The sequence below is a fragment of the Serratia sp. 14-2641 genome, from assembly GCF_001692375.1.
Taxonomy (GTDB): domain Bacteria; phylum Pseudomonadota; class Gammaproteobacteria; order Enterobacterales; family Enterobacteriaceae; genus Chania; species Chania fonticola_C.
In genome coordinates this window covers 165,111-190,884 of record NZ_LXKR01000002.1, presented here as the reverse complement: position 1 = coordinate 190,884, position 25,774 = coordinate 165,111, and the positions used below count along the sequence as shown (strand labels likewise).

22 protein-coding genes and 2 pseudogenes are annotated in these 25,774 nt (G+C 46.1%); 14 read left to right on the top strand and 10 right to left on the bottom strand.

Annotated elements, in window-relative coordinates; translation table 11 throughout:
• Positions 1–71 precede the first annotated feature (71 nt).
• Together A6U95_RS03515 and A6U95_RS03510 are read right to left on the bottom strand one after the other, a co-directional pair.
• A complete protein-coding gene (locus tag A6U95_RS03515; RefSeq protein WP_065683487.1) occupies positions 72–611 on the bottom strand; it encodes a fimbrial protein in 540 nt (179 codons plus the stop codon).
• Positions 612–684: 73 nt separating this feature from the next.
• On the bottom strand, positions 685–1,236 hold the full coding sequence (locus tag A6U95_RS03510; RefSeq protein ID WP_065683486.1) for a fimbrial protein: 552 nt from the start codon (positions 1,234–1,236) through the stop codon (positions 685–687).
• Positions 1,237–1,928: 692 nt separating this feature from the next.
• Between A6U95_RS03510 and A6U95_RS03505 the strand changes: the two genes are divergently transcribed.
• Positions 1,929–3,515 (top strand): O-antigen ligase family protein, encoded by a 1,587-nt coding sequence (locus A6U95_RS03505; RefSeq protein WP_083196306.1) that lies wholly within the window; start codon positions 1,929–1,931, stop codon positions 3,513–3,515.
• A 15-nt stretch (positions 3,516–3,530) separates the two neighbouring features.
• Positions 3,531–4,124, top strand: coding sequence for a LuxR C-terminal-related transcriptional regulator (locus A6U95_RS03500; protein WP_065683485.1), 594 nt, complete (start codon positions 3,531–3,533; stop codon positions 4,122–4,124).
• 161 nt (positions 4,125–4,285) lie between these two features.
• Here A6U95_RS03500 and rhuM read toward each other — a convergent pair.
• A pseudogene (gene rhuM / locus A6U95_RS03495) lies at positions 4,286–5,322 on the bottom strand (RhuM family protein).
• Positions 5,323–5,687: 365 nt separating this feature from the next.
• Between rhuM and A6U95_RS03490 the strand changes: the two are divergent.
• The 6 genes from A6U95_RS03490 (at position 5,688) to A6U95_RS03460 (ending at position 11,053) form a co-directional block, all read left to right on the top strand.
• Positions 5,688–6,107, top strand: a complete 420-nt coding sequence (locus A6U95_RS03490) for a hypothetical protein (protein ID WP_065683484.1) — start codon at positions 5,688–5,690, stop codon at positions 6,105–6,107.
• Positions 6,108–6,116: 9 nt separating this feature from the next.
• Positions 6,117–8,228 carry a DUF6531 domain-containing protein gene (locus A6U95_RS03485; protein WP_065683483.1) on the top strand — a complete coding sequence of 704 codons (2,112 nt, stop codon included), beginning with the start codon at positions 6,117–6,119 and terminating at the stop codon, positions 8,226–8,228.
• 218 nt (positions 8,229–8,446) lie between these two features.
• Complete coding sequence (locus tag A6U95_RS30520) at positions 8,447–8,752, top strand: hypothetical protein (RefSeq protein WP_139102314.1); 306 nt, start codon at positions 8,447–8,449, stop codon at positions 8,750–8,752.
• A 648-nt stretch (positions 8,753–9,400) separates the two neighbouring features.
• Positions 9,401–10,105 (top strand): RHS repeat-associated core domain-containing protein, encoded by a 705-nt coding sequence (locus A6U95_RS31740; protein WP_083196305.1) that lies wholly within the window; start codon positions 9,401–9,403, stop codon positions 10,103–10,105.
• Between the two features lie 34 nt (positions 10,106–10,139).
• Entirely contained in the window at positions 10,140–10,529 is a 390-nt protein-coding gene (locus A6U95_RS03465; RefSeq protein ID WP_065683479.1) for a hypothetical protein, read from the top strand.
• 134 nt (positions 10,530–10,663) lie between these two features.
• The gene (locus A6U95_RS03460; protein WP_065683478.1) at positions 10,664–11,053 is read left to right on the top strand and encodes a hypothetical protein; all 390 of its coding nucleotides are present in this window, start codon (positions 10,664–10,666) and stop codon (positions 11,051–11,053) included.
• A 495-nt stretch (positions 11,054–11,548) separates the two neighbouring features.
• Here A6U95_RS03460 and A6U95_RS03455 read toward each other — a convergent pair whose 3' ends face one another.
• Complete coding sequence (locus tag A6U95_RS03455) at positions 11,549–11,731, bottom strand: hypothetical protein (protein WP_065683477.1); 183 nt, start codon at positions 11,729–11,731, stop codon at positions 11,549–11,551.
• Between the two features lie 269 nt (positions 11,732–12,000).
• Between A6U95_RS03455 and A6U95_RS03450 the strand changes: the two genes are divergently transcribed.
• On the top strand, positions 12,001–12,627 hold the full coding sequence (locus A6U95_RS03450; RefSeq protein ID WP_065683476.1) for a DNA-binding protein: 627 nt from the start codon (positions 12,001–12,003) through the stop codon (positions 12,625–12,627).
• A gap of 265 nt (positions 12,628–12,892) precedes the next feature.
• Here the strand turns inward: A6U95_RS03450 and A6U95_RS31660 are convergent, their stop codons facing one another.
• Positions 12,893–13,015, bottom strand: a complete 123-nt coding sequence (locus A6U95_RS31660; RefSeq protein WP_256388580.1) for a hypothetical protein — start codon at positions 13,013–13,015, stop codon at positions 12,893–12,895.
• 101 nt (positions 13,016–13,116) lie between these two features.
• On the opposite strand from A6U95_RS31660, the gene A6U95_RS03445 reads away from it, so the two are divergent.
• On the top strand, positions 13,117–13,380 hold the full coding sequence (locus A6U95_RS03445) for a hypothetical protein (RefSeq protein ID WP_065683475.1): 264 nt from the start codon (positions 13,117–13,119) through the stop codon (positions 13,378–13,380).
• Positions 13,381–13,651: 271 nt separating this feature from the next.
• Positions 13,652–14,692: a hypothetical protein gene (locus A6U95_RS03440; RefSeq protein WP_065683474.1), complete on the top strand. Its 1,041-nt coding sequence runs from the start codon at positions 13,652–13,654 to the stop codon at positions 14,690–14,692.
• 365 nt (positions 14,693–15,057) lie between these two features.
• Here the strand turns inward: A6U95_RS03440 and A6U95_RS03435 are convergent, their stop codons facing one another.
• The 5 genes and pseudogenes from A6U95_RS03435 to A6U95_RS03415 form a co-directional block, all read right to left on the bottom strand.
• The gene (locus A6U95_RS03435) at positions 15,058–16,917 is read right to left on the bottom strand and encodes a TOPRIM nucleotidyl transferase/hydrolase domain-containing protein (RefSeq protein ID WP_065683473.1); all 1,860 of its coding nucleotides are present in this window, start codon (positions 16,915–16,917) and stop codon (positions 15,058–15,060) included.
• A 475-nt stretch (positions 16,918–17,392) separates the two neighbouring features.
• A pseudogene (locus tag A6U95_RS30290) lies at positions 17,393–17,947 on the bottom strand (DUF4942 domain-containing protein); the annotation flags it as partial.
• A 92-nt stretch (positions 17,948–18,039) separates the two neighbouring features.
• Positions 18,040–18,483, bottom strand: coding sequence for a hypothetical protein (locus A6U95_RS03425; protein WP_241810612.1), 444 nt, complete (start codon positions 18,481–18,483; stop codon positions 18,040–18,042).
• Positions 18,484–18,498: 15 nt separating this feature from the next.
• On the bottom strand, positions 18,499–22,794 hold the full coding sequence (locus tag A6U95_RS03420; protein WP_083196304.1) for an RHS repeat-associated core domain-containing protein: 4,296 nt from the start codon (positions 22,792–22,794) through the stop codon (positions 18,499–18,501).
• A 37-nt stretch (positions 22,795–22,831) separates the two neighbouring features.
• Positions 22,832–23,266 (bottom strand): DUF1795 domain-containing protein, encoded by a 435-nt coding sequence (locus tag A6U95_RS03415; RefSeq protein ID WP_065683471.1) that lies wholly within the window; start codon positions 23,264–23,266, stop codon positions 22,832–22,834.
• Positions 23,267–23,472: 206 nt separating this feature from the next.
• On the opposite strand from A6U95_RS03415, the gene A6U95_RS29525 reads away from it, so the two are divergent.
• The 3 genes from A6U95_RS29525 (at position 23,473) to A6U95_RS03410 (ending at position 25,632) form a co-directional block, all read left to right on the top strand.
• Positions 23,473–24,024, top strand: coding sequence for an SH3 domain-containing protein (locus A6U95_RS29525; RefSeq protein ID WP_074423315.1), 552 nt, complete (start codon positions 23,473–23,475; stop codon positions 24,022–24,024).
• A gap of 188 nt (positions 24,025–24,212) precedes the next feature.
• A complete protein-coding gene (locus A6U95_RS30975) occupies positions 24,213–24,389 on the top strand; it encodes a hypothetical protein (protein ID WP_158006193.1) in 177 nt (58 codons plus the stop codon).
• Positions 24,390–24,525: 136 nt separating this feature from the next.
• On the top strand, positions 24,526–25,632 hold the full coding sequence (locus tag A6U95_RS03410; protein ID WP_158006192.1) for a GTPase: 1,107 nt from the start codon (positions 24,526–24,528) through the stop codon (positions 25,630–25,632).
• The last annotated feature ends 142 nt before the right edge of the window (positions 25,633–25,774 follow it).

Here is a 25,774-nt window from a genome sequence, read left to right as displayed (position 1 = left end):
ATTTCCATTATTTTAAATAATGACTACGCAATAAATTTACCCATCATCAGTGGAGAACCGGTGGCGGTGGATCAGTAATAATCCATTTTAAATTTCACCGTCGAGTTGTACTCGCCGGCACGTAATACCTGGCGATTACTCACCAAGCGTAAAGAATAATTTAATAACATTTCACTGGGCTTAATCTCGCCAAAGGGCAATGGTGCGCCCGGCGTGGCGATATTTCCCTGACCGTCTGCAATTTGCAACGCTACGCCTTTGGCCGCACCGGATACGCTAAATAACCCTGCGTCATCACGCCCATCAAAGGTGATTTGAAAGCGGCGCCAGTCCGGTAATGTTTTATCGTTACGCGTCAGGATGCAGTTCACCAAGCGAATAGAAAAGGGCCGTATGACTCCCTGACCATCACGGGCAATTTGGCCGATTGGCACCACGCCCATATTGATGGTTTGATCGCGGCTGCTGATGTCTATCGCGCAGGCGGTTTCAATAATCGCCCCCACCATATTCACTCTTCCCCAGCCCTGTGGGTCCTTGGCCCATCCCTGGCCCGCGCTACACAGACTCAACAGTAAAAATAGAGTGTAACCAACTGCTTTTCTTGACATAAACAGTACTCGCAAATGGCTGCCGGGAAGGCATGCATGTGGGTAGCCCCCACATGCACAACCTATTGCTATATCACTGATAAGCCAAGGTAAAGTTAGCTACGCTCTTGAAGTCACCCGGGACGATGGTTGCAGAAGCACCGTCACCTTGCAGGTAGGCGGAGAACAATAAGGTATTGTTGCCATTTTGCAGCGTTTGCGCTGCGGTCGCATCACCCAGTTTAATCAGTTGGCCATCGCCGTCTGTCATGATGATGCTGGCACCTTTGGCACTACCAGCAATACCCAGCGAACCATCTGGAACGCCTTTGGCGCCGGTGAATTTAGCGGTAACTGATTTACCTGCAGCACCGATGTTGCATTTTTCCAGGCGAATTTCGAAGAACTTAGGCGTAGAAGTACCTGTGTTGCCATCGTCCTCCAGTGCCACGTTCGACACCTGACCCAGATTAACGGTTTGGTCGATAGTGTCCGGATCGATAGAGCATGGTGCATCAATAATAGAACCGGTGAAGGTGACAGTACCATGCCCCTGGTCTTTATAAGCTGGATCAGTAGCTGCATGAGCGAAAGAAGCGATCCCGAAGGCCAATGAGACGCCCAGAACAATCTTGTTCAGTTTCATTCTATATTCCTTTAAATGCTTAATGATGAGAGCATCCAATGCGAATATATTGAATATATAGTCACACAGCTCTCAACGTTTATTTATTGCTTAACGCTATTATTGAGAGAACAATAACAGTTAAAACAAAATGTCGACTTGGCATTCGCGTTTGATAATGCAGAAGCCCCTTGTGTCGGAACCTATTATTACAAACAGAATAGTCTGATGAAAAGCGCAAAAATAGATCCAGGTCAATTTCGCCATAAAAGCCCAAGGTGGTTTAAATAAAGTCACGCGCAAAAATAAAGCATCTAAAAAAACACCACAAAACAGAGCATAACACTGTTATATAATTCATTACTGATATTTCGATCTGATTTATGTTGATTTGCGACATAATCGTTGGATAATACACAAAAAACGCCACCCCACCCGTTGTGCCGACATTGTTCTCGGAAATGGTCATTTATTCAAGTAAAAACAGAGCGTTATTCAATAACTGCCCGTGCTGAATAGCGCAGCAGAATAGCGTTCTAATGAGGTTCATCAATTAGCATGCAGTATCTTATGCCATTAGCAAAACATCAGTCCCAACAGCTACTGCCAATAGGCATAACCTTATTGTGGTTACTGCTTATCATGCCGCTATATCTACCTAATATGGGGGGAGTGGTTTAAAGCTGCCGCAAAATATTATTACCTGGGGCGTGATGGCCGCCGCCGTCACCACAATTTGGCTAACGCTGCCGGCTAAGAAAAACATTTCTCTTACTGCAACCACCCGCTGGCTGCTGCTGGCCATCGTCATTTTGGCCGTGCCTTTGCTCTATACCTCCCCCCAATGGCGGGACATTGCTTTTTCACGCTGGTTTGCGCTGGCCGGTGGCGCGGTATTTTATCTCTCTTTGCAACAGTGCTCGCCGCTGTACCGCTGGCAACCTTGGCTACTGTACGCCATCCTGACCGCCACTGTTTTCCAGACCGTTATTGCGTTACTGCAATTGGTGGCGCCGGATGCCGTACTTGGATGGTTTGCGTACCCACAGCTCATCGGACGGCCTTATGGCGTATTCCAGCAAGTAAATGTGCTGGCCAGCTTTATCGCTACCGGCCTGGCACTGGCGTTATTGCTATTTTTGCTGCCGGGCTTTGCTTTACCCTGCAAAAAAGCTGAGCGCCTCCGGCAATATGCCTTAGGGCTCCTGCTATTGGTATTTCCAGCGCTATTGGTCTGGCTGCAATCGAGGATCGGCTGGCTTGGCGGCGGAATCTCCAGCGTATTGCTACTGCTACTGGGCTGGGAAACTGCCCGGGCAAGGACTCTCGTCGCCGTAGGCATCATCATGCTGAGCGTCGCTTTGGCCATTGCTTTCCAGCTAAGCGGCAACATTGCAGATGTAGTACATGCAGGCTCAAACCACGCCCGGCTGACAATGCTAAGCACAACCCTGGACATGATTAGCGAGAAACCCTGGCTGGGCTGGGGATACGGCGGCTTCGAATATAGCTTCCAGCATTATCGGTTGGCACAGGGATTCTCCACTCAGGGCCTGGGTGTCGTGACCCATCCTCACAATGAGCTGCTGTTGTGGTGGGCAGAAGGCGGTGTCTTCGCATTAATAGGGATGCTGGTACTGATTTATGCCGGGGCAAAACTGGTGTGGCGAGTATGTCGGCCAGCAAGGCACGCAAACCCACAGCGAGTTACCCTGGCACGGGCGCTGATCTGCGTACTGCTGCCAATATTGCTGCACACCCAAACCGAATATCCGTTTACCCTTTCCACCGCACATTGGGCGATTTTTTTACTGCTGTTGGCACAGTTGGATCGGCTGACCAGCGGAGTAACAGAACGCCGTTCACTTTCAGCGCCCACCAGCGCCTTGCTTAGCGGCATGATCCCGGCACTTTCCGCAGTGACCCTGCTGCTGGCGGGGAGCGGATTGAATGCCAACCTGGCTTTAACTTCCGTTGAACGTAACCACCTGGCAGACATTGAACCGGCCCGCGCGGCGATGAAATATGATCTGTGGGTGAATAGCGAACGCTGGCGCTACGACCAACAGACTCACGCTCTGCTGGCCTTTAACCAAACCCGCGATCCTGCCCTGCTCAACGGCTATTTACGCTGGGCACAAAACTACCTTTCCCGACGAGTCGACAACAATGTTTACGCTTCCTGGCTGGCCATCGCGCAATACCAGCAGGATGCGATAACCCACAGCAGGTTACGCCAACAGGCTCATAGCCTGTTTCCTGACGATACGCGTTTTATTACCCCTTTTATTCCTCAATAACCGGAAGCTGTTTTTATGACACCGATACTGCAAGTCCTGATCAACGACCTGGATCAATTTTTTTCTGCCGGGCTAGAAAAGCTCTTAACGGAACATTTTCTCACCAAAGGCATTACGTTACGTTTTACCAATAACCCACTGTCGTACCCGATGGCCGATTTGATCTTCTGGACGTCAAGCAATACTCATTATCGCCTACCTAGCAACCTGCTGACTGAACGATATCTTTCCTCCCGCTTAATCATCGTCACATCCGGGGAGAAAAACTTCCTTTTCAATCGCCTGATTCAACGTAGGTTTAATCGGCACCAATCTTGTGCCGCCTTGCTAGCACTGGTTGATGAGGCCATCAGTAAAAAGGCCTCCTATAGCCATGAAGAGCTGGCTGCTATTGAAAACCCAATGGCCTTACTGACACCGCGCCAGAAAGAAGTGATGTATTACGTTGCCAAAGGAATGCGGGCCAGCAAGATAGCCAACAACATGCAGCTGCATGAAAAAACGGTAAGCGGCCATAAGCGAGCCGCGATGGGCAAATTGCAGCTTAAACGGACCTCTGATTTACACAACTGGCTGCTGCACAACCCTATCTCACGTTACACCGCGTGACTGCCCCCATCGTAAATGGACTGCCTCCCGAACAACAGGCACAGGTTCCTACCAAGCAGAGCTTGAGGCAGCTCGGACACAGCCAAAAATAGCGGGAAACCCTGCGTTCGGTGCAGCCCAAGCAGTTCAGCGGGCAAAATGGAAATCAGTGACGTTCAAGGCTACTTTTTAGTGTCGATTTTCCACTGTAGTAAGCCGGCAATATCCTTTTCCCCTTTGGCCTCTTTTAAGCGGCGCTGCTGCTCGGCAAACTGGACGTATTCGGCCTGTGCTTTTTCATCTGCCTCTTTCTTGCTGACACTACCTGCGCCCTGTAATACATCACGGTCGTTAAATTGCAGGAACTGATCGAGTTTTTCCTGCCAGTCCCGCAGGAATACCTGCTGGCGACGCCGGGCCTGATCTTCAGCAAAATCCAACCACATGTTGACCACGCGGTTGAGCTCGCCAACTTCATCCTGATTGAGGTAGTTTTTCGCCACCGTCACATCGCTTTTACGCACCTCTTCGCCTTTATAGCTGCTCAACCCCATATAGGGCTGGCTGGCATCGGCACGCAGATGGATGAGTTCGACAGCGGTATGACCGGTACAGGCACAATGCAGTTTGTTCTGGATGGTTTGAAAAAACAGCGTGGTCTCTTTGAGTGAGGGCTGGTAGTCGGCGGCTAACGCAAAGATCTCCCGAACCCGCAAATAAACCCGGCGCTCGCTGGCGCGGATATCGCGGATGCGTTCCAGCATCTCGTCGAAATAGTCAGGTACAGCCGATGTTCCAACGGGTGGATTTCCAGCCGCTCGTCATCCATCACGAAGCCTTTGATCAGGTATTCCTGGAGGGTTTGGGTGGCCCACTGACGGAATTGGGTGCCTCGAGAAGAACGAACACGATAACCGACCGCAAGGATCACGGGCAGGCTATAGTGAAGCATATTGCGGCTTACCCTACGGCTCCCTTCCTGTTGAACTTGTAAGTAAGACTTACAGGTTGCGTTTTGTACAAGTTCACCTTCTTCGTAGATCGCTTTGATGTGTTGCGTAATGGCTTGCGGAGTGACCAGGTAAAGGTTCGCAATGGTCGCTTGAGGCAACCACAGTGTTTCGTGCTCAAAGCGGCATTCAACGCGCACCTCGCCGTCATCACTGGCAAACATCACAAATTCGCCCGCCGGGGATTGAGTTAAGTGTTTATCTGCCATGCCGCCTCCGCTTTAATCCGACTTACCATGCTGTATCTGATTAGTATGCCAGAGATACCTGTTGGAGCTCATTACACGAATGGCGTTTATTTTGCGTGCAGTTACGCAGACACAACCGCCGACCTCGTCCTGGTTAAGGCAATGCAATGAACACTTTATCAATGCCCCCAGATTGATGCTAAAAGATCCCCTTTACCTACACCTATCACGTTGTCGTCAACGCCCAGGCCAGCAGTGAAAGTAACCTCCAGCGGCTGGATGAATCCTACAGCGAGCTGATCGTCAAGTGTACCAACCTGCTGGAAACCCAGTGGGGCACACAGCAGCGGGCAGCTTGGCAGGCTTTTGCAGCCCAGGGCTCTCAGGTGGACTTTACCCAGGCGTTCAAGGCCTTTTTTGCCGGGTTACGTGACAAAATCCTCGAATTGTACCAGACCGCCAAAAAGATCGTGCAATGGGTCACCAGTGAAAACGTGGATGCCATGCTGGCTTATATCGGCCAGAAGGGGGTGGATAAAATGAAAGAGCTGTATGAAAGCGGCAAAAAAGAGATTGCCGATACGTTAGTGATCCTCTCCGATGAGGTACTGATGTTTATCTGTGCCCACGCCTTATACAGCTACTTTTGCCTGCTGACACCGCAACAGATCGCCAATTTTTCCGGGGGAGCGGCAGGTGAGCTGGTCATGATGCTGTTGCTCTACATCGTGCTACCCGGTTCCGTAGCAAAAATAGCCCTGGACGGGTTGGATAGCTTAGCCGGTATTAAACCGGCGACTAATTAAGGAGAGCCAATGAAACCGTTGTTTCGTGCCAATGCCACCGCAGGGAAAGAGATCATGGGGGGGATTAGAGAAATCATTACCCTGATCAATGAGCACATCCCCCACTATGTGGCCATGAACCCTACCCGGGCAGGAGCAGTACCGTTAAATATTAAAAAAACCGCGAATATCGACTCCGCTGGCTTGGGCAAGGGGCTGGAAAATCAGAGCAGTGTGGTCGCACGCTCTAATAATCTTAATGAAATCAAGATTGAATCGCCGATCACCCAGGCCAACAGCAGCGGTCAGAATCCGCAGGGTAAGGCGACGCCAAGAAGCGAGAACGCTGATCTGGATGGCGATCCGATATCATTGTGCACCGGCGAAGAACTGTTGACGATTAGCGAAGGCAGCCTGCCAGGGTTGTTGCCCTTCACCTGGCAGCGTTTTTACCGCACCAGCGCCTGTGAGTTGGATCTGGGGTTGGGGTACGGCTGGAGCCATAGCCTTTCCCACCGCCTGCATTTTACCGACGACACCATTGTCTGGCATAACGATGAAAACCAGCGGACCCCCTTCCCCTATCCGAATGCCGAACACCCTACCCTGACCAATGTGCTCGGGGGCGCGGTGCTGGCCCTCGGTAGCCACGAGAACGAATACTTCCTCACCTTTGGCGGTGGCACAGGGGTGTATACCTTTGTGCGTGAGGGAGAATGGGGGCGGTTGACCGCCCTCAGCGACAAATATCACAACCGTCTGCAACTGGAATACGATCGCCAGCAGCGCCTGATCCACCTACAGCATGCGCAGGGCCGGTTGTTGTTCCAGTACACGGATGATGACTCGGCGCACATCGCGCAGGTCCATTTGCAGGCACTGATCCGTGAAGAGGCCTATCGTGATGCGGTCTGGGTGACGCAGCAAGTGCTGGCACATTACACCTACAACGCGGACGGGCAACTGGCCAGCGCCCTGAACGCCTGTGGGGAGCAAGAGCACTACCAGTACAACGAGGCCCATGTCATCACACAGCGCCAGTTGGCGGGCGGCGCCTGTTTTAACTGGGCCTGGGAAGGCGTGGGGCCAGCATCACGCTGTATCCGTCAGTATGGCAATTTCGCCCAGTTAGATACCCGTTACCTGTGGGACGATAACCAGCGGCAGGTGACGCTAAGGCGCTGCGACGGCAGCCAGGAGATCTATCAATACGACGGCCAGGCCCGGCTGATTTTCCGGCGGGCAGCGAACGGTGCAGAAACCCGCCATACGTACAACGAAGAGGGGTTACGCGTCAGCACCACCGATGCGTTGGGCCAGCAGACCCGTTATTTTTATGACGACGCGGGTAACCTGGTGCTCGAACTGAGCCCGGATGGGAGCATGACACGCTACACCTATCTGGACGGTCAGCTCAAGCGGGTGGCCAAGGGCAGTGGTCGCCTGGAGCAAGTGTGGCTCAATAGCATTAATGAACATGGGGATATCTACGCGGCGCGCTCACCAGGGGAACAGGTGACCGAGTACGACTATTTCCCGAACGGGCAGATGCGCGCCGTTACCCATCCTGACGGGGTGACACAAACGTATCGTTGGGATAACGTAGGGCGTTTACTGGAGAGTACCACCAGTGGCGGTAGCGTGCGCCGTTACCGTTATACCCCCCTTGGCACCCAGCCGATCGCCGTCACCGATGAAGCAGGTAATACCACCCATTTTGTCTGGGATGCGTTGGAACGGTTGCTGGAGCAGACCACGCCGGACGGCCGCACCCAGCAATACCGTTACAATGCCTATGGCAAGGTGATCGAATCGCGCGATCCGGCCGGTTTGGTTACCCGCTACGAGTACGCAGCTCCCCTGCATCTGCTGACGCGCAAAATCCTGCCAGATGGCAGTGCGCTGGAGTACCGTTACGACAACACGCACCTGCAGGTCAGTGAGATCCTCAATCCGAAAGGGGAAAGTTACCGCCTGGCTTACACCGCGACGGGCCTGCTGAGTGAAGAGATCGGCTTTGACGGGGTTAAAACCGCGTATGCATACGATCTGAACGACAGGCTGATTGAAAAGCAAGAGTACGGCAATCAGCCAGATGCGGAGCCGCTGGTCACCACCTACCAGTTGGATGTACTGGACTGACTGGTAAAGAGCACTCCTCAGTACAATGCCTTTTTTCGATGTTTAAATACGCCCCCGCCCTTGGTTATAAGGGTGGGGTGTAACTTCGGACGACCAACAGTTGGACTACCTAGAGAAAATCGGCAAAGGGTATTAAAAGATGAATAGATATAAATTCAAAAAAAACATAATTAAGTCAGAACTCGAGATGATAGATGTAAATAAAAAACGGAATAACCATGCGTAAAGATAAAATTTATTGGAAAAAACAAATTATTGGATTCCTCCTGAATGGAAGAAGGGATAACTTTGATTTATATGGTGAGTGGTTGCCGATACAAAGCAACATTCTCGATAGCTTTATTGAAGAAATTGAGCAGGATGATGACAATGTATATGTCTGTGTCGGAGATGATAGTCAAGGAGTAATAGGTAATGTAGGCGATGTACCTGATAGCCAAATTAGCATCCGATGCCGAGGCGCTTACAAAGATATAAATACTGTAGAAGATACCAAAGAGTTTTATAACAACCTTCATTATTAGAATAAATAAAGAGCAGCCCCCGACTCTCTCTTTATTATTTTCTCACTGCAGAATCATAAAACAAGCTATATTCATAGAACAATGGATGGTTGAAAATGACCAAAGACGATATTATTAAGTAGCTAAAGCCTGGGCAAACAGAATATACTGACCTAATAAGATGGAGAACAATAAATTAATATTAAATTAGGAATGCCGTCAAAGGTTTGGAATGGAATTGAATTTAGTAATTACTCAAAAAAAAGCCCAAGAAGTCTTGTCCAATTCAACTGATATGAGGCGATGGATTGCTTTATATGCTTTATTTAACATTTCTGATGAAATTAAAAATAGCGTAGATACATATGAATTCATAACGGAGTCAAAGGACTTCAAGTATTGCGTGGTTGATTTTGAAATACCAAAGAAATAGATCGATTTTAATGATGGACTAGATTCTGATAATGCAGTCAATCTGAAATGTTTAACAGCGAATACCGAAGAAGAATTAAGCTTAATTTTTAAACAGGAAGGAATAAATCCAGCATTATTTGTTCCGCCTTGGCGTTGTGATTATCCAATTTAACTTATAAACCCCGACCGCTACATTGATGTCGGGGGTGCTTCCTCACTATTTTCTCGACTGAGGAAGTAAAAAACACGGTGTGAATTTGGAAAGTCTTTCTCAACAATACCGTCTGTCGAGGGCAGTACAGCGCCTACGGGCAACTGACGGAGGAATGGACACCGCCAGATGCACGGGACGAACACCCACAACCGAAGGTGAACAACCCACTGCGTTTTCAGGGGCAGTACGAAGATACGGAAAGCGGGCTGTATTACAACCTGAACCGGTATTATGATCCGGGGATTGGGCGGTATTTGACGGCGGATCCGGTAAAACTCGATGGTGGGTTGAACTCTTATCAGCATGTTGATGGGAATCCGGTTGGTTGGGTAGATCCGCTGGGGTTGTTTAAACGCGATGCTACAGGCGCAGAGAGAAGTTCAGTTAATACAGGAACTCCACAGCTTCGTGAAATTCCGTGGTCTAGTGCTTCGGTTAAAAGGGCGTCTGATGAACTTGACCGTGGTGCTTTAGCAGTTTTAGTAAGAAATAGAAGTGAAGCGGAAGAGATTTTTCGTGGTAAAAATGTAGGAGAAGGTTATAGAAATGCTGAAAGCTTCAACTCGGTAACAGCGAAGGATTACTTTAAAGTTAACCTTACCACTAAAGAGCCTTATTATCATTTGGATGATACTCCTATGTCAGACATTCAGAGTAAAAAATATTTATGGCAAATCATGACATTAACGATGCACACGGAACCTTACCGCACTTACAATTACATCCTACTCGCGGAAGAGCAATGAGAATATACTGACCAAATATTGTAGGCAATAAATAATGAATGAGAAACTAGGAATTCCGCTAAAAGTATGGAACGGCATTGAGTTTGGTTCTTACATTGAAATTGCACAAGAAGTCCAGTCAAAATCTGATGATACAAAACGTTGGATCGCTTTGTATGCTTTGCAAAAAATGACGGAGGAGATGAAAAACAGTGTCCATTCTTATGATTTCATAAAAAAATCAAAAGACTTCATGTACTGCGTTGTAGATTTTGAGATTCCAATTAGAATCATTGAATTCAATGATGGTTTTGATGTTGGTGATGCAGTTAATCTAAAGTATTTTACAGCAGATACTGAAGACGAGTTAGTTTCAATTTTCAAGAAGGAAGGAATAAACCCAGAACTGTTTGTTCCACCTTGGCGTTGTGATTATCCGACTTAATACATTACCCCCGACCTTCACATTGAGGTCGGGGACATTTTTTGGTGACAGACACTTCGAGTACGATCGCTTTGGCAACCTGCCGGTAGAGTGGCGCGGCAAGGCCCACAAAACAATATGGAGGTATTCAAACCATGATTACATCAGAATTAATTATGGAGAAAGTGAACAACTATAGTAATAAACATTTAGTAGATAAAGTTGAAAGCGTTATTGACTGCAATGATTTTAATTTCAAAATGATGCATTACGAAAGAGAAAGGCATGTTTTTAATCTAAAAATACATGACATGTATACAACTAAGGGAGGTGCTGAAAAGTTTGGTTTTTCTGAAACGATAGATCATCTTGAGAGAATAAATGATAAGAACATACTTATATGCGCTTATAGAGAAAACTCTTATATGGTGCATTTTCTCTTCCAAGAAGAATCTATGACTTTGATAAGTATTATGGGGTTAAAGATAAGAGTCAAATCACAAGAAGAAATAGACGAGATAATGGCCATGGTGAATCGAAATTGATAGAAGGAGTGATATCCTTCCGTTTGAAGATGACTAACTCACATGGAGCGGGGCAAAACGACTCGATAATTAAAACATAAAAACATTAAAATCAAGTGGTTATGTATTATAGCTAAAGGTAAGAGAAAATCAGGATTTGAGATAATTAATAGAATGAGAACAAAAGAATGTGTGAACTTACAGTTTTTTGGAACAAAGAACCCGTCGGTAAGATTCTTGACCCACAACCAGATAATCTCCATCTATGCGGAAAATGGCAACCTATAGCAAGTAATTATTTAGATGATTTTATCAATGATATACAAGATACCGAAAAATTGTTTAGTCTGCGTAGGAAGTAAAGAAAAAGGATTAACTGGAGTAGTTTGTACGGTACCTGATGAGTATATAGACGTTTTAATTAGAGGTTCCTACAAGAATCCTCTGGTCTTTTAATAAAATAATTTGATTTACTCCATTGAAGAGTTGCTCTTATGGGGAGAGGTATTTTAGTGACTATTCCAGTATCGCGACGACCATGGGTTCAGCCTGCGGCAGTTGGCCGGTGGGGTTGAGTTTTGCTTGGAATGGCAGGAGGAAGGCAAACAGGCCTGCACGGTGTGCCACTGGAGCAACCTGCCGAACCTTGGCCAGCGTTTTCTGTGAGATGAGCAACCCGGAGCTGTCACCGTGGTCCATCAGGACAGTTTACAGAAGACCTGGCAATATGACACCCGCTGCTGCCGTCTGGTGAAAAAGGTCGGCCTGGACAGGACTATCCACCGCAGCGATTTGCAGCTGGGCCTGATACTGAATCCGAACATGCCGACTTTGCTTCCTGCTAGTTTCGGCTGGAACCCGGAAATGTGTCAGGCGCTGTGCGCCACCTCAATACCAACAACAAATTGGCTTCCGATTATCGTAGACCGTTGATAAAGTGACCGACGGGTAGGCGAAGGGAAACTAACATGGTCGAACGTATTGATTACCAGATTGAAAAATATAGCTTCGCGGAAGTAAATGAAACGCCGCGCATTGCGCTGCAATGGGCAGATGTCCTCAAAGAGTGCCGTCAGGTACGGGCTGGAAGTATCGAGCGTCTGCGCATCGCATTGCTGAATGTGGATTATGTCACCAGCTTTGAACTACCTTTTCGTTTGCTGTTGGTGCGTGCCCCACAACTGATTGCCGAGCTGCGTGATGAACTGCAACTCAGTCAGAAAAGTGCCGTGTTTAATGGCAAGCGTTTTGGCTGTGTTTACAGCGTGAAGTCTGACTTGAGTAAAGTACCGGATGAATTTCAATACCGTCTATCAACCCGCATTCGCAGGGAAGTATCGTCAGGCGAAACCGCAGAACCTTACCGGGAAATTGCCAGGGAAATAAAAATGCCGCGCGAGCGGCTTAAAAAGGCGCTTGAGAATGGACTCGCGGTAACGGCACTGGATGGTCTGTTTTGGTTCGGTATGCAGCGAATCGCAGCCGACGTGGCGGTACTCAGAAAAAAGGGGATGCGTATTGCGACCTCAGAGGTTCAGGCATGGGACGGTCTCACCACTACCCTCCGTCCCATACCGGTATACCGCGGCGCCTGATGCGCTCATTGTCATTGTTGTTATCTTTTCCTAATGTGCTTTTTCGGCGATCACAGGAGTCGCATTTGATAGCTAGTGCTATTGAATTTACTTAGTTTTATCGTGTTGGATTTTGGTTGGTGCCCCCTATTGTGCCCCCAAATGATTTTGCTTGTGGGGAGCGGGGGAATGTAAGGATACTTGTTGGTGGTGGTTTTCCACTGTAGTAAACCGGCAATATCCTTTTATCTCGACTTCTTTCCAATCTCGCTACGAAGCCGCGCACCTAGTTCCCTATGCGCATAAAGGCGATGCTAGCTTCAAAAATGGCTTGCTGCTGCATGCTGACCTGCATAAGCTGTTCGACATAGGCGAAATGGCTACCCATCCCGAAACGCTGGAAGTTCATTTCTACGCCGTAACACTGGAGGACAACGCAGAGCTGCATAGCAAAAAGCTTAGTTTTGCGCGCTGCCTCCAGCACTAGGCAAGCAAAAAGGGAGAGCCACTATGGTATTTTCAGACAAACCTGATCGCGACAAGCGCTGGGTGACTGTAGTTATAAACGCGAACAAAGACCCCGTACACCCCCTTACTAAAGAATTGAGCTGGCACAAAACATTGATAGCATACGGCATCCCACATGCTGTTGCCGCCCGTTATATCGAACTCCGTGGTGAGGCAAATCGTGCTACCGAGGATGATCCAGAGCATGTAGCTGTTTTCGAATATGAAGGTACAAGAATCTACTATCAGCAGCGCCGGATTAGTTAAGAGGCAAGTTTAACAAGGTCCTGGCCTTGCACTACTGAATATAGAATTAGTAAATATCTTTTACTTTGCAACTAATTAAAATTTAATGAATTTCAAGGATTGTTTATTACTAAAAACACGCCAGCCATCCATCCTAACCAATTGAATATTAATGCAATATTTCAGTTTCTGGCGGATTACCTTCGTATGGAACATTTCAAGACTGAGGAATCTTTCTAACCTACTAGTTAGGTGATATATTTTATTATCTCGAAACATTTATGAGGTTAATATGTCAGACTTTGAAGAATACTTGCCAACTTTGAAACGGCTATCAAAACAAGATAAACTTACCGAAGATGATATTTTAAATAAATTCAATAGGCATCATAGTAATGAACCAGTAATTTCCAGGAATGAACTCTGTCATGGTTCTTTTACAGTTAAAGTTGATAATTTTAATTTTCTACTTACGGAAAGGCCCATATCATATCTGAACAGATATAGGGGACGATGCTCGAACATCCAAACACATGCAAATTCGTTTGGTATTGCATTACCCCTATACATTGGAGAAGGTACCTTTTCTTCTGCAATCCATAAAATGGAAAACTGTAAATCACCACTTGAAAGCGCAAATAAATGGTTGTTTGAAAACTTTTCATTAGAAATCGCAATTACATATTTTAATAAATACTTCATCCAAAGTGAGTCATTCAAAAAATATAAAACAATTATTTTCGAAGCTATAGAGGCATTCTATTTAGGTTATAACCACATAGCTATTATGTCACTTTTCCCTGTATTTGAAGGTGGACTAAGAAACTTGTTTGTAAAATTTGCAGATGGCGACAGCACAAATACCAGTGCCGACAAATTTGAAAAGGAGATAAAAAATCTTATCCTTACATGGGGAAAACGTCAGATCGAAAACTTTGACTGGTATCCAGGTAAATGTTATGATATTGAAACTGAAATAGATTTCTTCACACATTTAAATCCTCAATGTGATGTTATTAACTCAACCAGATCTTTTTTTAAAAATGTTATATATAAACCAACAGGTGGCATTAATGAAGGTAGCTTCAATAGGCATTTGACACTACATTTGTTAAATAAGGACTTCAATGAACCATCTAACTTTGTTAGAATTTTTCTAGCTTTAACACACATAACCTTTGCAGAGAGCCTTCTAAATAATAACGTTCCATTCTTCTGGGAAGGTGTAGATGACTATGATCAGCGAATTGCTTCTTTCATTTCTAAAAATGCTGATATTATTTTTGCCATGCGTAGAAAAGAAATTAAGAAGCTTGGATTAAATTTATACTGACGCAGGTCATTATAGATAAAGTTTAAATTATTTAAACATCAGAAAGAATTTTCCATCTTTAATTTTCATCCACCGTCATGGAGTTTTGAAGGAACGGTGGCTAAACAGCTCTATTGTAGACAAAAAATAATTTCAAAATGTGTCAGTTAAGATTGATTTTTATGCCTATTTGTCTAAGCGCAGAATAATAGCATCAACTTAATGTCCCTTTGTGGAGCTCGCTATGCGCAAGGCCCAATTCACTTAGTATCATATTACCACCATTCTAAAGTCCGTTGAAGCCGGACGTTAACATCTTCTGGTGCATAATGCCTCAAACACCGACGCAGCATTGCTGCGTCCGAGTGTTTCAATTTTTTATGTTTTTATATATCAAACGAATGGGCGTTTGTTTCTTGATTAAAAGTGATTAGTTTTTTTTCATTAACAAACGAGTTATTAATGGATATACTACACTCAAATGTCTGGTCTTCATTGATTCTTAAACTTTCGAGATTTAATATCTGCTGATAAAGAGTGTAATTTACTTTAACACTTCTTTTTAAATCCCCCTCGTTTTTTATTTCTAATTTAGATATTCCTGTCTGAACTTGATGTATCCACTCAAATACTTCAAACTTAACATGCTTTCGCACCTCTAAGTTTACGATAGGCACAGCTTGATTCATTATTTCCAATAACCCTTTATATTCTTGACGAAGTTGCGTAGCATCTTGTACTGCGAGAAGGTGATCTCTTTCAGTATGAAACCAAGCATCTTTATTGTTAATATTTAGATAGTCAACTTCAGATTGAGTGTAATAATGCTCAATCTCTCCCTTAGGAAACACAAATGTATTCACTGATTTGAATGCATCCAGTAATTTCTCCAATCGCCCTGATACAAAATTAAAGTTAGCAATAGAATCACCAGAGAAGACATTTGTCAGAACATCTTTAATATTAATTATCCCAAGAAGCATTGTTACTCTTTTTTTGTGGTTCTCATCATCAGTAAAGCCTTTGAGCCTAGCTTTCAATGACATCACTTTCTCGTTCTCAAAATCGTTATTAATTATATGCTCAGCAAGCAAGGAGAGCTTACTTTCTAGATCACCAATCTCTGTAGAGAGACTTTCACCAACTCCATTGTTCTGAATATATAGATTAGGCCTAGAATCTTCACAGACTACACTTCGCAACCTTCCTCTGAAGAGAGCATCTAAATCAGCAATGATTCTACAATCAATTTTAAGCGCTTGACACAGTCTGTAAAATACACCAAGTTCATCTTTACCTCCAACATCAATTACGCACGAGCCTGAAGCACCAATGTTTATTCCAATTTTTTCAAAAAGAAGAGATATTATCTGCTGGTCTGTATAACCCTCTACGAAAACTGGGTTAGGCGAAAAAAAGAATTGCTTATGATGAGTATTAAATCTAGGTAGAAATCGATTTAAAATATATTTATCATTATCATCTAAATCAGAAATGTATGTTGGAGATTTTCCTGGCCCACAGATCAGTAGGCTCTTTAAGTCGTCAAGTGATTTTACATCTATGAAGTAAGGGGAGTGCGTTATTATGAAAACAATTTTCTTACTTGAGTCTTTCAGAGGATCCCCAGCAACCTTGCGTATTTCTTCAAGAAAGAACGACTGATATTGAGGATGTAAATGAAGCTCAGGCTCATCAAAAATAATGCAATTGTTTGTCGGATCATACAAAAAAGTAAGTAAGGTAATCAACTCCTTTAGGCCATGACATTCACTTTCACTTAAACCATACTCATCCCCTAACACTTTATTTTGCATCATCAGCTTTAGGAAACCACCTTGTTCTGATAATCGTATTGTCTTCCCAAATACATCTGACAGTAATGCCTCGATCTTTATGCGAATATCAAGCCTTTCTTTTAGCAATATAATTCCCGATGACGAGAAGCCGCGCTCTTCAGCCCTTTTTTTATAGTCATCAAAATGTGATATATCAAACCCCTGAGCTAGCGTAGCACCACCAAATCTTCCTTCATATTTTTTCTCAAGGCCGATAAGCCGCTCTGCACTTAAGTATCTTGCAGTAAACCCACCATCACTAAATTTATTTTTTAACTGCTCACCAAAAAGAGTCTTTCCAGTCCCGTTAGGACCAACAATATAATTTATGGAGCCCCATTGTTTTTTAGTAAAACGTTGCTCGCCCCATAGTAGTGGAATAGTTATATCAACAATTTTCTCAATCATATTTAATTTCCATTTTTGCCTAATCCAGATTGGCGTAAAACGCAAGATTTACGGCTAGGTACCGCAAGTCAAACCTAAACTACCGATTTATATATGACGGTAGGATTTTATTATGTTATCGTGGTGAATTAAAAAATCAGTGACTTATAGCACAATATCGGTTTTAGTGTATGTTAAGAACAAGATTTATTCCGTAGTGTATGTCGGTATTGGTGGTACTGTAAAAAATTCAGTACATTCTGGCTCATCTTTTTATTGAACAGTTTAGTTAACGCAAAGCATTCATGGAATACAATTCGATGCTTATACATTGAATAACCTCTATAGCTCGCCATGCTTACAATAAATAGATGCCATTATGCTGGCTATTATAGTCATCCTTATTACAATCAATCACATTAAATTAACAATGTATCAGCATTGCATTCACACTGTAAATTCCGATATTTACCGTAGCAAACATACGACACTCAAACTATCTTGTGGCTTGCATCTCTGGATAATTTTTAGCGATAATTTCATTCATACAGTCAATCAATTCGGGTTTTCTGAATACAATATGGGCCGATCCTTTCATGTAGTAACGTATACCATCTGCCTATTGGCGAAAATGTGCTCATATAAACGAGTAGTAATATCCCCTCGGCTGTCAGACAGCGATATGCCATCCAACAAGTGTAACACCCTTTCCAGATCCGCCAGTTGGTCACGCCGGTAACTGTGGTTCAGTATAAACCCCCATTTGTTGTGGCTAACCAGATTACTGATGATAATTTTCTTGCCAAAGCAACAGGGATTGTTGGTCTTGTAATCCCATGAAAGCGCTTTAAAAACATTGATCACCCCACGCTCGAAAACCTCCCCCCTTATTATGGTGCAACTACTCAAACGTGCTGTAGATGCTTTCTTCACTGGTAGCGGGCAGATCTTTACTCTCCAAGCTCTTGTACCACTTGTCGCGTGCTTGCAAATCAATCAGCAACAACATTCCAGAGCGATGCATCAGGTTTTGCCAGAGTTTGCGATCTAATTAATAATAGCACTTCTACTTCGTATATAAATGAAGTAGAACGATATTTATTCGCTTTCTAATCGAATAAAAACCTCTCCAAAAAAACCCAGCTATAAATATCTAACTTCATACGTAGAAGCAATAATCTCTAGGTAGCTGTCATTGCCTATAATCAGATAATGCTTCAAATCCAGACGATCATTAGGATCAAATAGCTTATTTTTGTTTCCAAGGATATCAGAATTTACCACCTGATAAAATTGAGGATTCGGGTGATAACCATTTTCTTCCCAAAAAGCCATTTCGTTGTCAATGTAACCTTTGATTTCAACGCTATCGTAATGATTATCAAAAAAATTCAAAGTAATGCATCTCAGTTCTGCTACAACAAAAAATGTTAACTCAACTTCCCTATACACTTCACTTTTCACATCATCAATTCTTTGCGCATCAAGTCTTAGCTTTACGCCACTTGACTCTGTATAGACAGCCTCAAGATCAGTGGTCGATATTCTAAACTCAACTTTCTCAGGAACTAATTGCATTGCCATCATCACACCCCTATTTAGTTAACAACGACCTATCCTTCTGATAACACCTGAGCCATCTTTATTTCTAGTAACGTTTATCGATCTGGATGGCGCTCTATTTTTTATATCCATAACCAAATGGTTAGGGACATGCTCATAAGGTACATAAATAGCATTTTGCGGAAGTTTTCCAGATTCAACCAAAGCAGCCAAACCACGGTTGTTCAAGGTTACAGCTTTGCCACTGACAGGATCGATCGTGTAAGAAATAACCAAAACATCAGGATTGATTTTTCCTACTCTAATATCACTTGCCACATCAGCAATCGATCTCCCAGCTATTGAAGATGGAGCCTGGCTACCAATGTTACTAAAGTTTGGCGCTATTCGATCTTGCCCAAAATGCAGATCTTTAGGGAAATCAGTTATTTCACCATGCATAAATGGATCAAAACTGCTAAGACCCAATGGGTCTATCCATACAAGTGGATTAGGCCCGTATCGGTAAAGGTTCAACCCTCCCGCCAGCCCTATCGGGTCTGGTGACGTAAACCTGCCGACTTCCGGTGCATAGTACCGATGAGTATTGTAGTGCAGCCCCGTCTCCTCATCCAGATATTGCCCGGCATAACGCAGTGGTTGGCGGAACCTTCCCAGTGGCTGGCTGAAATTACGCCACATCGCATCGGTCTGTCGTGTTACCTGGCCAAACACCCCATACTGCCCCGACCACACCATCTCACCCTGCGCGTTAGTCACTTCCTGTGGTGAACCATTCAGGTCGGTGTGATACCAGTACAGTTTATCCCCACTGTAGTGCCGTTCAATGCAGGCCAGCGGTGTATAGGCTTCGTTCGGGTCATAGCAGTAGGTTTGTTGGTGATCGTCAGTACGGCTTTGCAGCAACCGCAATCCTTGCCACAAGAAATGGGTCTCACGCCGTTCCTGACGGAGAGTGACCACCTTACTGGACCGGCGTCCCAGAGCATCATAGTGGTACTGCGCTTCAAACAGTCCCTTCGGCCCGTCACCTTTCGCCCCCACCAGACGGTTATCTGCATCATAGCGATAGTGCTGGCTGCCAGGACCTTTCTGCCTGACCGACATATTGCCGAAGGCATCATACTGATACTGCCATTCTTCCCAGCGGGTCAACCGGTTATCGCTATAAGGCTGGCTGCCACGGACATACGGTGAACTTTCCGGTGTCAGTAATGGCAGTAGCAAGGCGTTATCAGCCTGATCATAATGCACAGAGGTATGATCGCTTTGTGCCGAATAGACGCTACGTAGCCGACCTTCAACATCATAGCCATAGCTCAGCATACCCCGATTGCTGTCCTCTACGGCGGCCAGTTCATGCATATCGTCATAATGATAAGCTCGCCAAAGAATCCCTTGCTCCGGGGAGGTGAGTGCATCGGTGAGGCGATTGCTGATACTGCTCTGCCACTGGCGACGACCCAGGCGGTCATATCGCCGGTGTTGCGTCAAAGCTCCCTGAGTACGGCTGGTCTCACGGTGCAGAGCATCGCGCTCAAACTCGCTGATTATCTGGTCATTGAAACGGATGGCAGTGACGTGCCCAGAGCCATAATGCAGCCACTGGAACTGGTCATCGTTCGGCAGGCCGAGTGTAGTCAGGTTACCCAGCGCATCATACTGATAGCTCAGTGCTTCTACGCCGTTATGCTCTCGAATCACCCGACCCAACGCATCCCGTTCAAAGCTCACGGTATTGGGCTGGATACCTAGCCTCTGCCCCTGCTCCGTAGGTGTACGGCTGGCGCTGAGCAAACCACCCATCAGGTTCCATTGATAGATAACCTGCTCGGTCTGCGTCTGACGTGCAATAACCTGGCCCGTCGCATCGTAGGTCAGTTGACTGACTTTCTCCGGGCGATGTCCTTCCGTGTCTGCGGTACCACGCTGTACGACTTCGGCAACCTGCCCATCGGAATTAAAACGGTAACCGTAGCGAGTATCGTCCGGGCGCTGCTCTTCCTGCAAGCGACCTTCCGCATCGCGGGTAAAGCGATAGATACCGCCGTTGGCGTTATCCAGGCTGAGCAGGCGGCCTTCCACGTCATACTCGTAACGCAGAGTTCGGTTCAGGCGGTCGGTAGCACTCAGGGTTTGCCCGCGTGCGTTGTAATGCCAGTGGCGCGGCAGATTTTGCCCCTGCTGATGGCTGAGCAGCAGCCCCGCATCAGACCAGTCAAACTGCTCCGTTGAACCATCCGGCAGGGTCAGTGTGGCCAGTTGGCCTACGTCGTTATACTGGTAGCGAGTTTCCTGCTGCAATGCATCGCTGCGGGAGACCATCTGCCCCAGCGTATCATAGCGCCAAGTAGTGGGTTGTCCGGAACAGTCGATGTAGCCTGTGAGTTGCCCCTGGCTATTCCAGCTTAGCTGGCTCTCGCCACCCCGCGCATCGGTGACGCGATCTGGCAGCAGCGTATGGGTGTGTGGATAATGATAGTGCGTCGATTGCAGCAACCGGTCGGTTTCCTGCACCACCCGACCTTGTTCATCCCAGACGGTACGTTCTGCAATACCATCTGGCCAAAATACAAAGGTCTGCCGATCGCTGTTGCGTTGGTACTGCCAACGCGTGGTGGCTCCGTTGGCATCGGTGACGGACACCAGCCTGCCCAGTTCATCCCACTGGCATTGGCGCAGATGGCCCAGCGGCGAGCGGTAACCGGCGGGGAGACCGGCTTCATCCCACAGCATCTGATGCGGGTTGCCGGTACGGTCGGTGTAACGGCTGACGCGACGGTGTTCGTCCAGTTCCCACACCGCCTGACTGCCATCCTGGTAGGTGGCGGTGCGTAGATTGCGTTCTTCATCATAGGCCAGCTGATAGCCATCACCCTCGCTGGTATGGTGTTCGGTGACGCACCAGATACCCTCCATCTCCTGCCACTGGTAGTCGCAGCGAAACCCGGTGGCATTCTCATGCCATAGCAGCAAACCGTTCTGTTCATCCCAGCCAAAGCGACGCATCACTGCTTCACCTCGGTGTTGCACCGCGACCAGTTGGCCTGCGTCGTTATACTGGTAACGAACGCGCTGCACCTCACCCGCCAGAGTTTGCTGCCACACGGCTATCAAACGGTTGAGTTCGGGGTGATATTCACAACGCAGGGCCTGGCCACCGGTACGGGTGATGATATCCATCTGCCGTTGTTCGTTGTAGTGGAATGACTGCTGGTTGCCAACGTTGTCGCTGATGGCACTCAGGGGAGCTCGGCCCTCGGCGTCGAAGGCCGGATAGTGATAACGCAGTTCACCGGCATCGCTGATACACCACGTGCCATCTTCCTTATGCGTAAGCCAGCACTGCTGATCGGGGCAGAAGGTACGATGACCAACGGGTACCTCAGGGAACGGGATAAAATCCCCGTAGGTGTTACGCCACAAGATGCCCTCTTCCACCTGCCGCAGTTCGCTTTCCCAGAACAGGCTCCAGCCCAGCCCCAGTACGCTCTCCGCTGCATGGCTGCTGAGATAACTACGTTGCCAGAACAACGGCAATTCACCATCGAGGGTGAAGTCTAGGTCATCGTCATCATTGAGGAATTTTTGCCCGCTAGTCACATCTACCGGGTTGGCCAGAATACCGATCACTGGAACGGCTATCGCCAGCGGCCCTAACCAACAGAGCACTCTAGCCACCTTGTCAGCCCCCGGTATCTTGCTCAACAACCGTTGAACGGCACCTGGCCCACGGCCCACCGCGCCCTTCGCGCTGACCAGACCTGCTATAAACATCGTCAGGTCGGAAACGGTGTAGGCCCACTCAGGGATTTCCGGGCTGATATTTTCCGTGGTCGTTGTGCCACCGCCGATAAACACGTTGGAGGAACCGGCCATGATGGTCGCATCACAGGTGGTTTTATCGCCCTTGCGGGCGGCAGGCAGGCCGTTGATAAACACTGAGGAAGAGCCCTGCGCCACCTGCTGCACTTTGTCCTTGTCACAGGCTACGGTGCTCAAGGTAGCGACGGCGGCGGGCTTGTCATTTATAAAGACATTGCCCGACCCGGTTCGGATGTCCCCGCTGGGGCTCATCGAACTGACCCCAGCCTCGACACATGCATCCCGCGCCTTTTCACCCAAAGCATTAGCTGCCATACCAACCGCAATTCCCGCCCCAATCAGCAAAAAACCCACGCCAAGACAGGCAGCGGCACAACCGGCTCCAATCAACAAGCCGCCCAGAATACCCCCGGCAACGTTAATGAGACCACCTAGGATCGTTCCGCCAATCAACCCGGCGAGAGCACCCGAATGGCCGATGGCATCACCGACCCGTGCAGCTTCCAGCATGGTATTCGCTCCTGTCCTTGTACGATATGTGGGGGGGTTACGGGTGTTGGTAACTGCTCATGCAGGCTGAGAAGAAAGCTTCATCCTGCTCAGTCAAGGCCTGGGAGCTCGCCAGCGTGAAAATCAACACGTTAGAAGCCGTGACAGGGAATACAGCCTGACGTTGGTGCAGCGTCTGGCCCTTTTGCGGATGATAGCGGGAAAGCAGCGTAATGCCGTGGAACAGGCCATCGCCCAATACGGCGGGCTGTTCGTCGAGAGCCTGGTACTTGCGCAAGCCTTTTTGCAACACCTCACGCTGGCGGGCCAGGTAAGCGGCAAAGTCTTCGTCGGGGCGCAATTGGTCACGGGAGATGTTAAGGGATGGCCCAGAGGGGGCGATCAGAATATTGACGGTCTGCTCACGGTATCCGGCAGGCAAAGTAACGCTGCCTTCAGTGAAAACACAGCGGGGTTCTGAAACCTGGGTCATCCTTGTACTCCATGGCTAAATCCTGATTAATGACTCATACATTTATCACAATGCTAGTGGTAAGTGATAGTCAAACGAGGAAAAAACGTAAGAAAACCTTTAGGTTTCACTTGATGTCCGATGTACAAAATGTATGACAAACGACACATTTTTAGCACACCTGTTTGCGGTATATTGTTTTTTCACATACGAGGGATAGGTGTGGAATGAAAAATAAAACTGTAGGATTCATGGTTATTCTTTTTCTATTTTGGCTTTTTGCGAAAAATGATAAAACACAAACAAGCAATGCCACACCACTCTCAAAACCTAATCCGCCGTCAACTCTTACCAGCCACAATTCAACATCAAATATACTTACTGATGAGAAATCGAAAGCATATTATATTAATGCCGACACATTGAAAGTGCGTAATGCTCCTAACGGAAATACGATTCAATCTCTAAAGCGAGGTGCCCAGGTAAGAGTGTATGAACAGATTTCTTCATGGAGTAGGATAAGCAAAGATCAAGAGGAAGAACGCTGGGTATCTGCTAGCTATTTATGTGAAACCTCAGAATGTTACATAAAAAGGGCCCCATCCCAACCTACGCCTATTCCAAAGCAACAACGAATTGAACAGCCAAGAACGCCTCGGCATCAGCAGCCACAGAATTATAGCTCTTCCTGTTCTTGCTCATCAGGCAACGTATGTATAGGCCCCAGAGGCGGACGTTACTGTATTACATCTGGAGGAAATAAGCGCTATGGTGTTTGAAGTGTAACTTGATGCACCAAATTAAAAGGAGGCATGACATTTTGAGGGGATTTTCAATGAGCGTAAATTCAAAAGGTTACAAAACATAAAAATTTACTGGTTATTCATACATCGTAAAGTGTTTAAATTTAATATGCTAGTTGCTAGCTTACCTATCCCACTAGCAACAGATTTTACAGAGGTTACTTATGGCTACTAAAGAAAAAATTGATGTGGAAGAACTCAGGAAGAAAGCAACTGAAAAAGTGGAATTCATTTTGATGGAGCTCAATAAAAAATCCCTTGGCATAACTGAAGGTTTTGCAGGTGGTACAGGAGTTGCCAACAGCAACCTACTGGAGGCTATGAGCGAAGAGCGGACATAAAAGCTAAACAATGATTGATCACTACCAGATCACGCTAACATAGCAGTACATTTTTTCGCCTTAATACTATTTATCTTTTCACAATCTGGTGGTTGCACGATAAGATTGAGAAAGTTTTGGATGAAGGATGACAATCGTGAATATAGATATAAATACCATCTTGAATGATGCAGTCAAAGATATGCCAGTAGCTAACATTATAGTGATAGGTAAAACAGGCGTTGGTAAAAGTTCTCTTATAAATGGTGTGTTTAGAGGGAATTTTGCTAAAACAGGTGTTGGCAAACCAGTTACAGACAACATTAAAGTTATTAAGAAAGCTGGCGTTCCTTTGCAAATTATTGACACCCAAGGGCTTGAGGTCGCTGATTATGAAAAAACAAGATTTAATATAGAGTCATATATTAATGAAAATAACAGCAGTGAACTATCAGAAAACTATGTTCACCTTGCATGGTTATGTATAAATGACACAGGAAAAAGATACGAAGAGGCTGAAATAGATATAGCTAAATATCTTGTTAGCAAAGGTATACCAGTAATTGTCGTTCTGACAAAAACCAATGCATTTAAAAATAACGAATTCACTGACGAAGTTAGAAAAGCATTTAAAAACTACAGTCATGCAGTCTGTTCTACACGAGCCATAGAAGAAGTTATTTATGATGACGATGACACGGACGAGATAATAGGAATCAGAAAGGTTAAAGGCATTGATGAGTTGATTCAAGTATCTTACGAGGTTATCCCCGAAGCTCAAAAAAAGGCGTTCTCCAATGCTTTGTCAATTAAAAATAAAAAGGCATTGGATATAAAAAAAGAGCAAGCTAGTAAAGAGGTATTAGCGGCCACAGCTCTAGCTGCAACCGCAGCTGCAATACCTGTACCATTCTCAGACGCATTTACATTAGTGCCCATACAAGTGGGGATGATAGCTAAGATTAGTTACACGTTCGGGATGGATGTATCCAGAGCCGCTCTTACTACAATGGTTACGTCATTAGTTGGTGCTGGCGGTGCAGTTTTTGTTGGACGGGCTATTGTTACTGGTTTACTTAAGATGATTCCCGGTGTTGGTAGTGTTGTAGGAGGCGCAATATCTGCAACAACTGCGAGTGCAATCACTAAGATGCTAGGGGATACATATACTTTAGTTCTTTACACACTTGCAACTGAGTCAGAAACAGGAGAAATAGATTTTGAACTGGCTGCTAAATTGCTAAAATCGAAAGTATCATTCTAATTTTGAAACGGCGTTTATTTTTACGCCGTATTTTTTAAAAAATGAAAATTAAATTAATTTTCTTCTTTCCTAAGAATAGTACTTTAATATTCAATGTCAGGTTATGGCACTGAGGTGCCAATCATGACGCCACCCAAGGGGC

Coding starts and splice junctions, on each gene's coding strand:
- A6U95_RS03515 (WP_065683487.1), bottom strand. CDS start 611: ATGTCAAGAAAAGCAGTTGGTTACACTCTATTTTTACTGTTGAGTCTG.
- A6U95_RS03510 (WP_065683486.1), bottom strand. CDS start 1,236: ATGAAACTGAACAAGATTGTTCTGGGCGTCTCATTGGCCTTCGGGATC.
- A6U95_RS03505 (WP_083196306.1), top strand. CDS start 1,929: ATGGCCGCCGCCGTCACCACAATTTGGCTAACGCTGCCGGCTAAGAAA.
- A6U95_RS03500 (WP_065683485.1), top strand. CDS start 3,531: ATGACACCGATACTGCAAGTCCTGATCAACGACCTGGATCAATTTTTT.
- A6U95_RS03485 (WP_065683483.1), top strand. CDS start 6,117: ATGAAACCGTTGTTTCGTGCCAATGCCACCGCAGGGAAAGAGATCATG.
- A6U95_RS30520 (WP_139102314.1), top strand. CDS start 8,447: ATGCGTAAAGATAAAATTTATTGGAAAAAACAAATTATTGGATTCCTC.
- A6U95_RS03465 (WP_065683479.1), top strand. CDS start 10,140: ATGAATGAGAAACTAGGAATTCCGCTAAAAGTATGGAACGGCATTGAG.
- A6U95_RS03460 (WP_065683478.1), top strand. CDS start 10,664: ATGATTACATCAGAATTAATTATGGAGAAAGTGAACAACTATAGTAAT.
- A6U95_RS03455 (WP_065683477.1), bottom strand. CDS start 11,731: ATGGACCACGGTGACAGCTCCGGGTTGCTCATCTCACAGAAAACGCTG.
- A6U95_RS03450 (WP_065683476.1), top strand. CDS start 12,001: ATGGTCGAACGTATTGATTACCAGATTGAAAAATATAGCTTCGCGGAA.
- A6U95_RS31660 (WP_256388580.1), bottom strand. CDS start 13,015: ATGAACTTCCAGCGTTTCGGGATGGGTAGCCATTTCGCCTATGTCGAA.
- A6U95_RS03445 (WP_065683475.1), top strand. CDS start 13,117: ATGGTATTTTCAGACAAACCTGATCGCGACAAGCGCTGGGTGACTGTA.
- A6U95_RS03440 (WP_065683474.1), top strand. CDS start 13,652: ATGTCAGACTTTGAAGAATACTTGCCAACTTTGAAACGGCTATCAAAA.
- A6U95_RS03435 (WP_065683473.1), bottom strand. CDS start 16,917: ATGATTGAGAAAATTGTTGATATAACTATTCCACTACTATGGGGCGAG.
- A6U95_RS03425 (WP_241810612.1), bottom strand. CDS start 18,483: ATGATGGCAATGCAATTAGTTCCTGAGAAAGTTGAGTTTAGAATATCG.
- A6U95_RS03420 (WP_083196304.1), bottom strand. CDS start 22,794: ATGCTGGAAGCTGCACGGGTCGGTGATGCCATCGGCCATTCGGGTGCT.
- A6U95_RS03415 (WP_065683471.1), bottom strand. CDS start 23,266: ATGACCCAGGTTTCAGAACCCCGCTGTGTTTTCACTGAAGGCAGCGTT.
- A6U95_RS29525 (WP_074423315.1), top strand. CDS start 23,473: ATGAAAAATAAAACTGTAGGATTCATGGTTATTCTTTTTCTATTTTGG.
- A6U95_RS30975 (WP_158006193.1), top strand. CDS start 24,213: ATGGCTACTAAAGAAAAAATTGATGTGGAAGAACTCAGGAAGAAAGCA.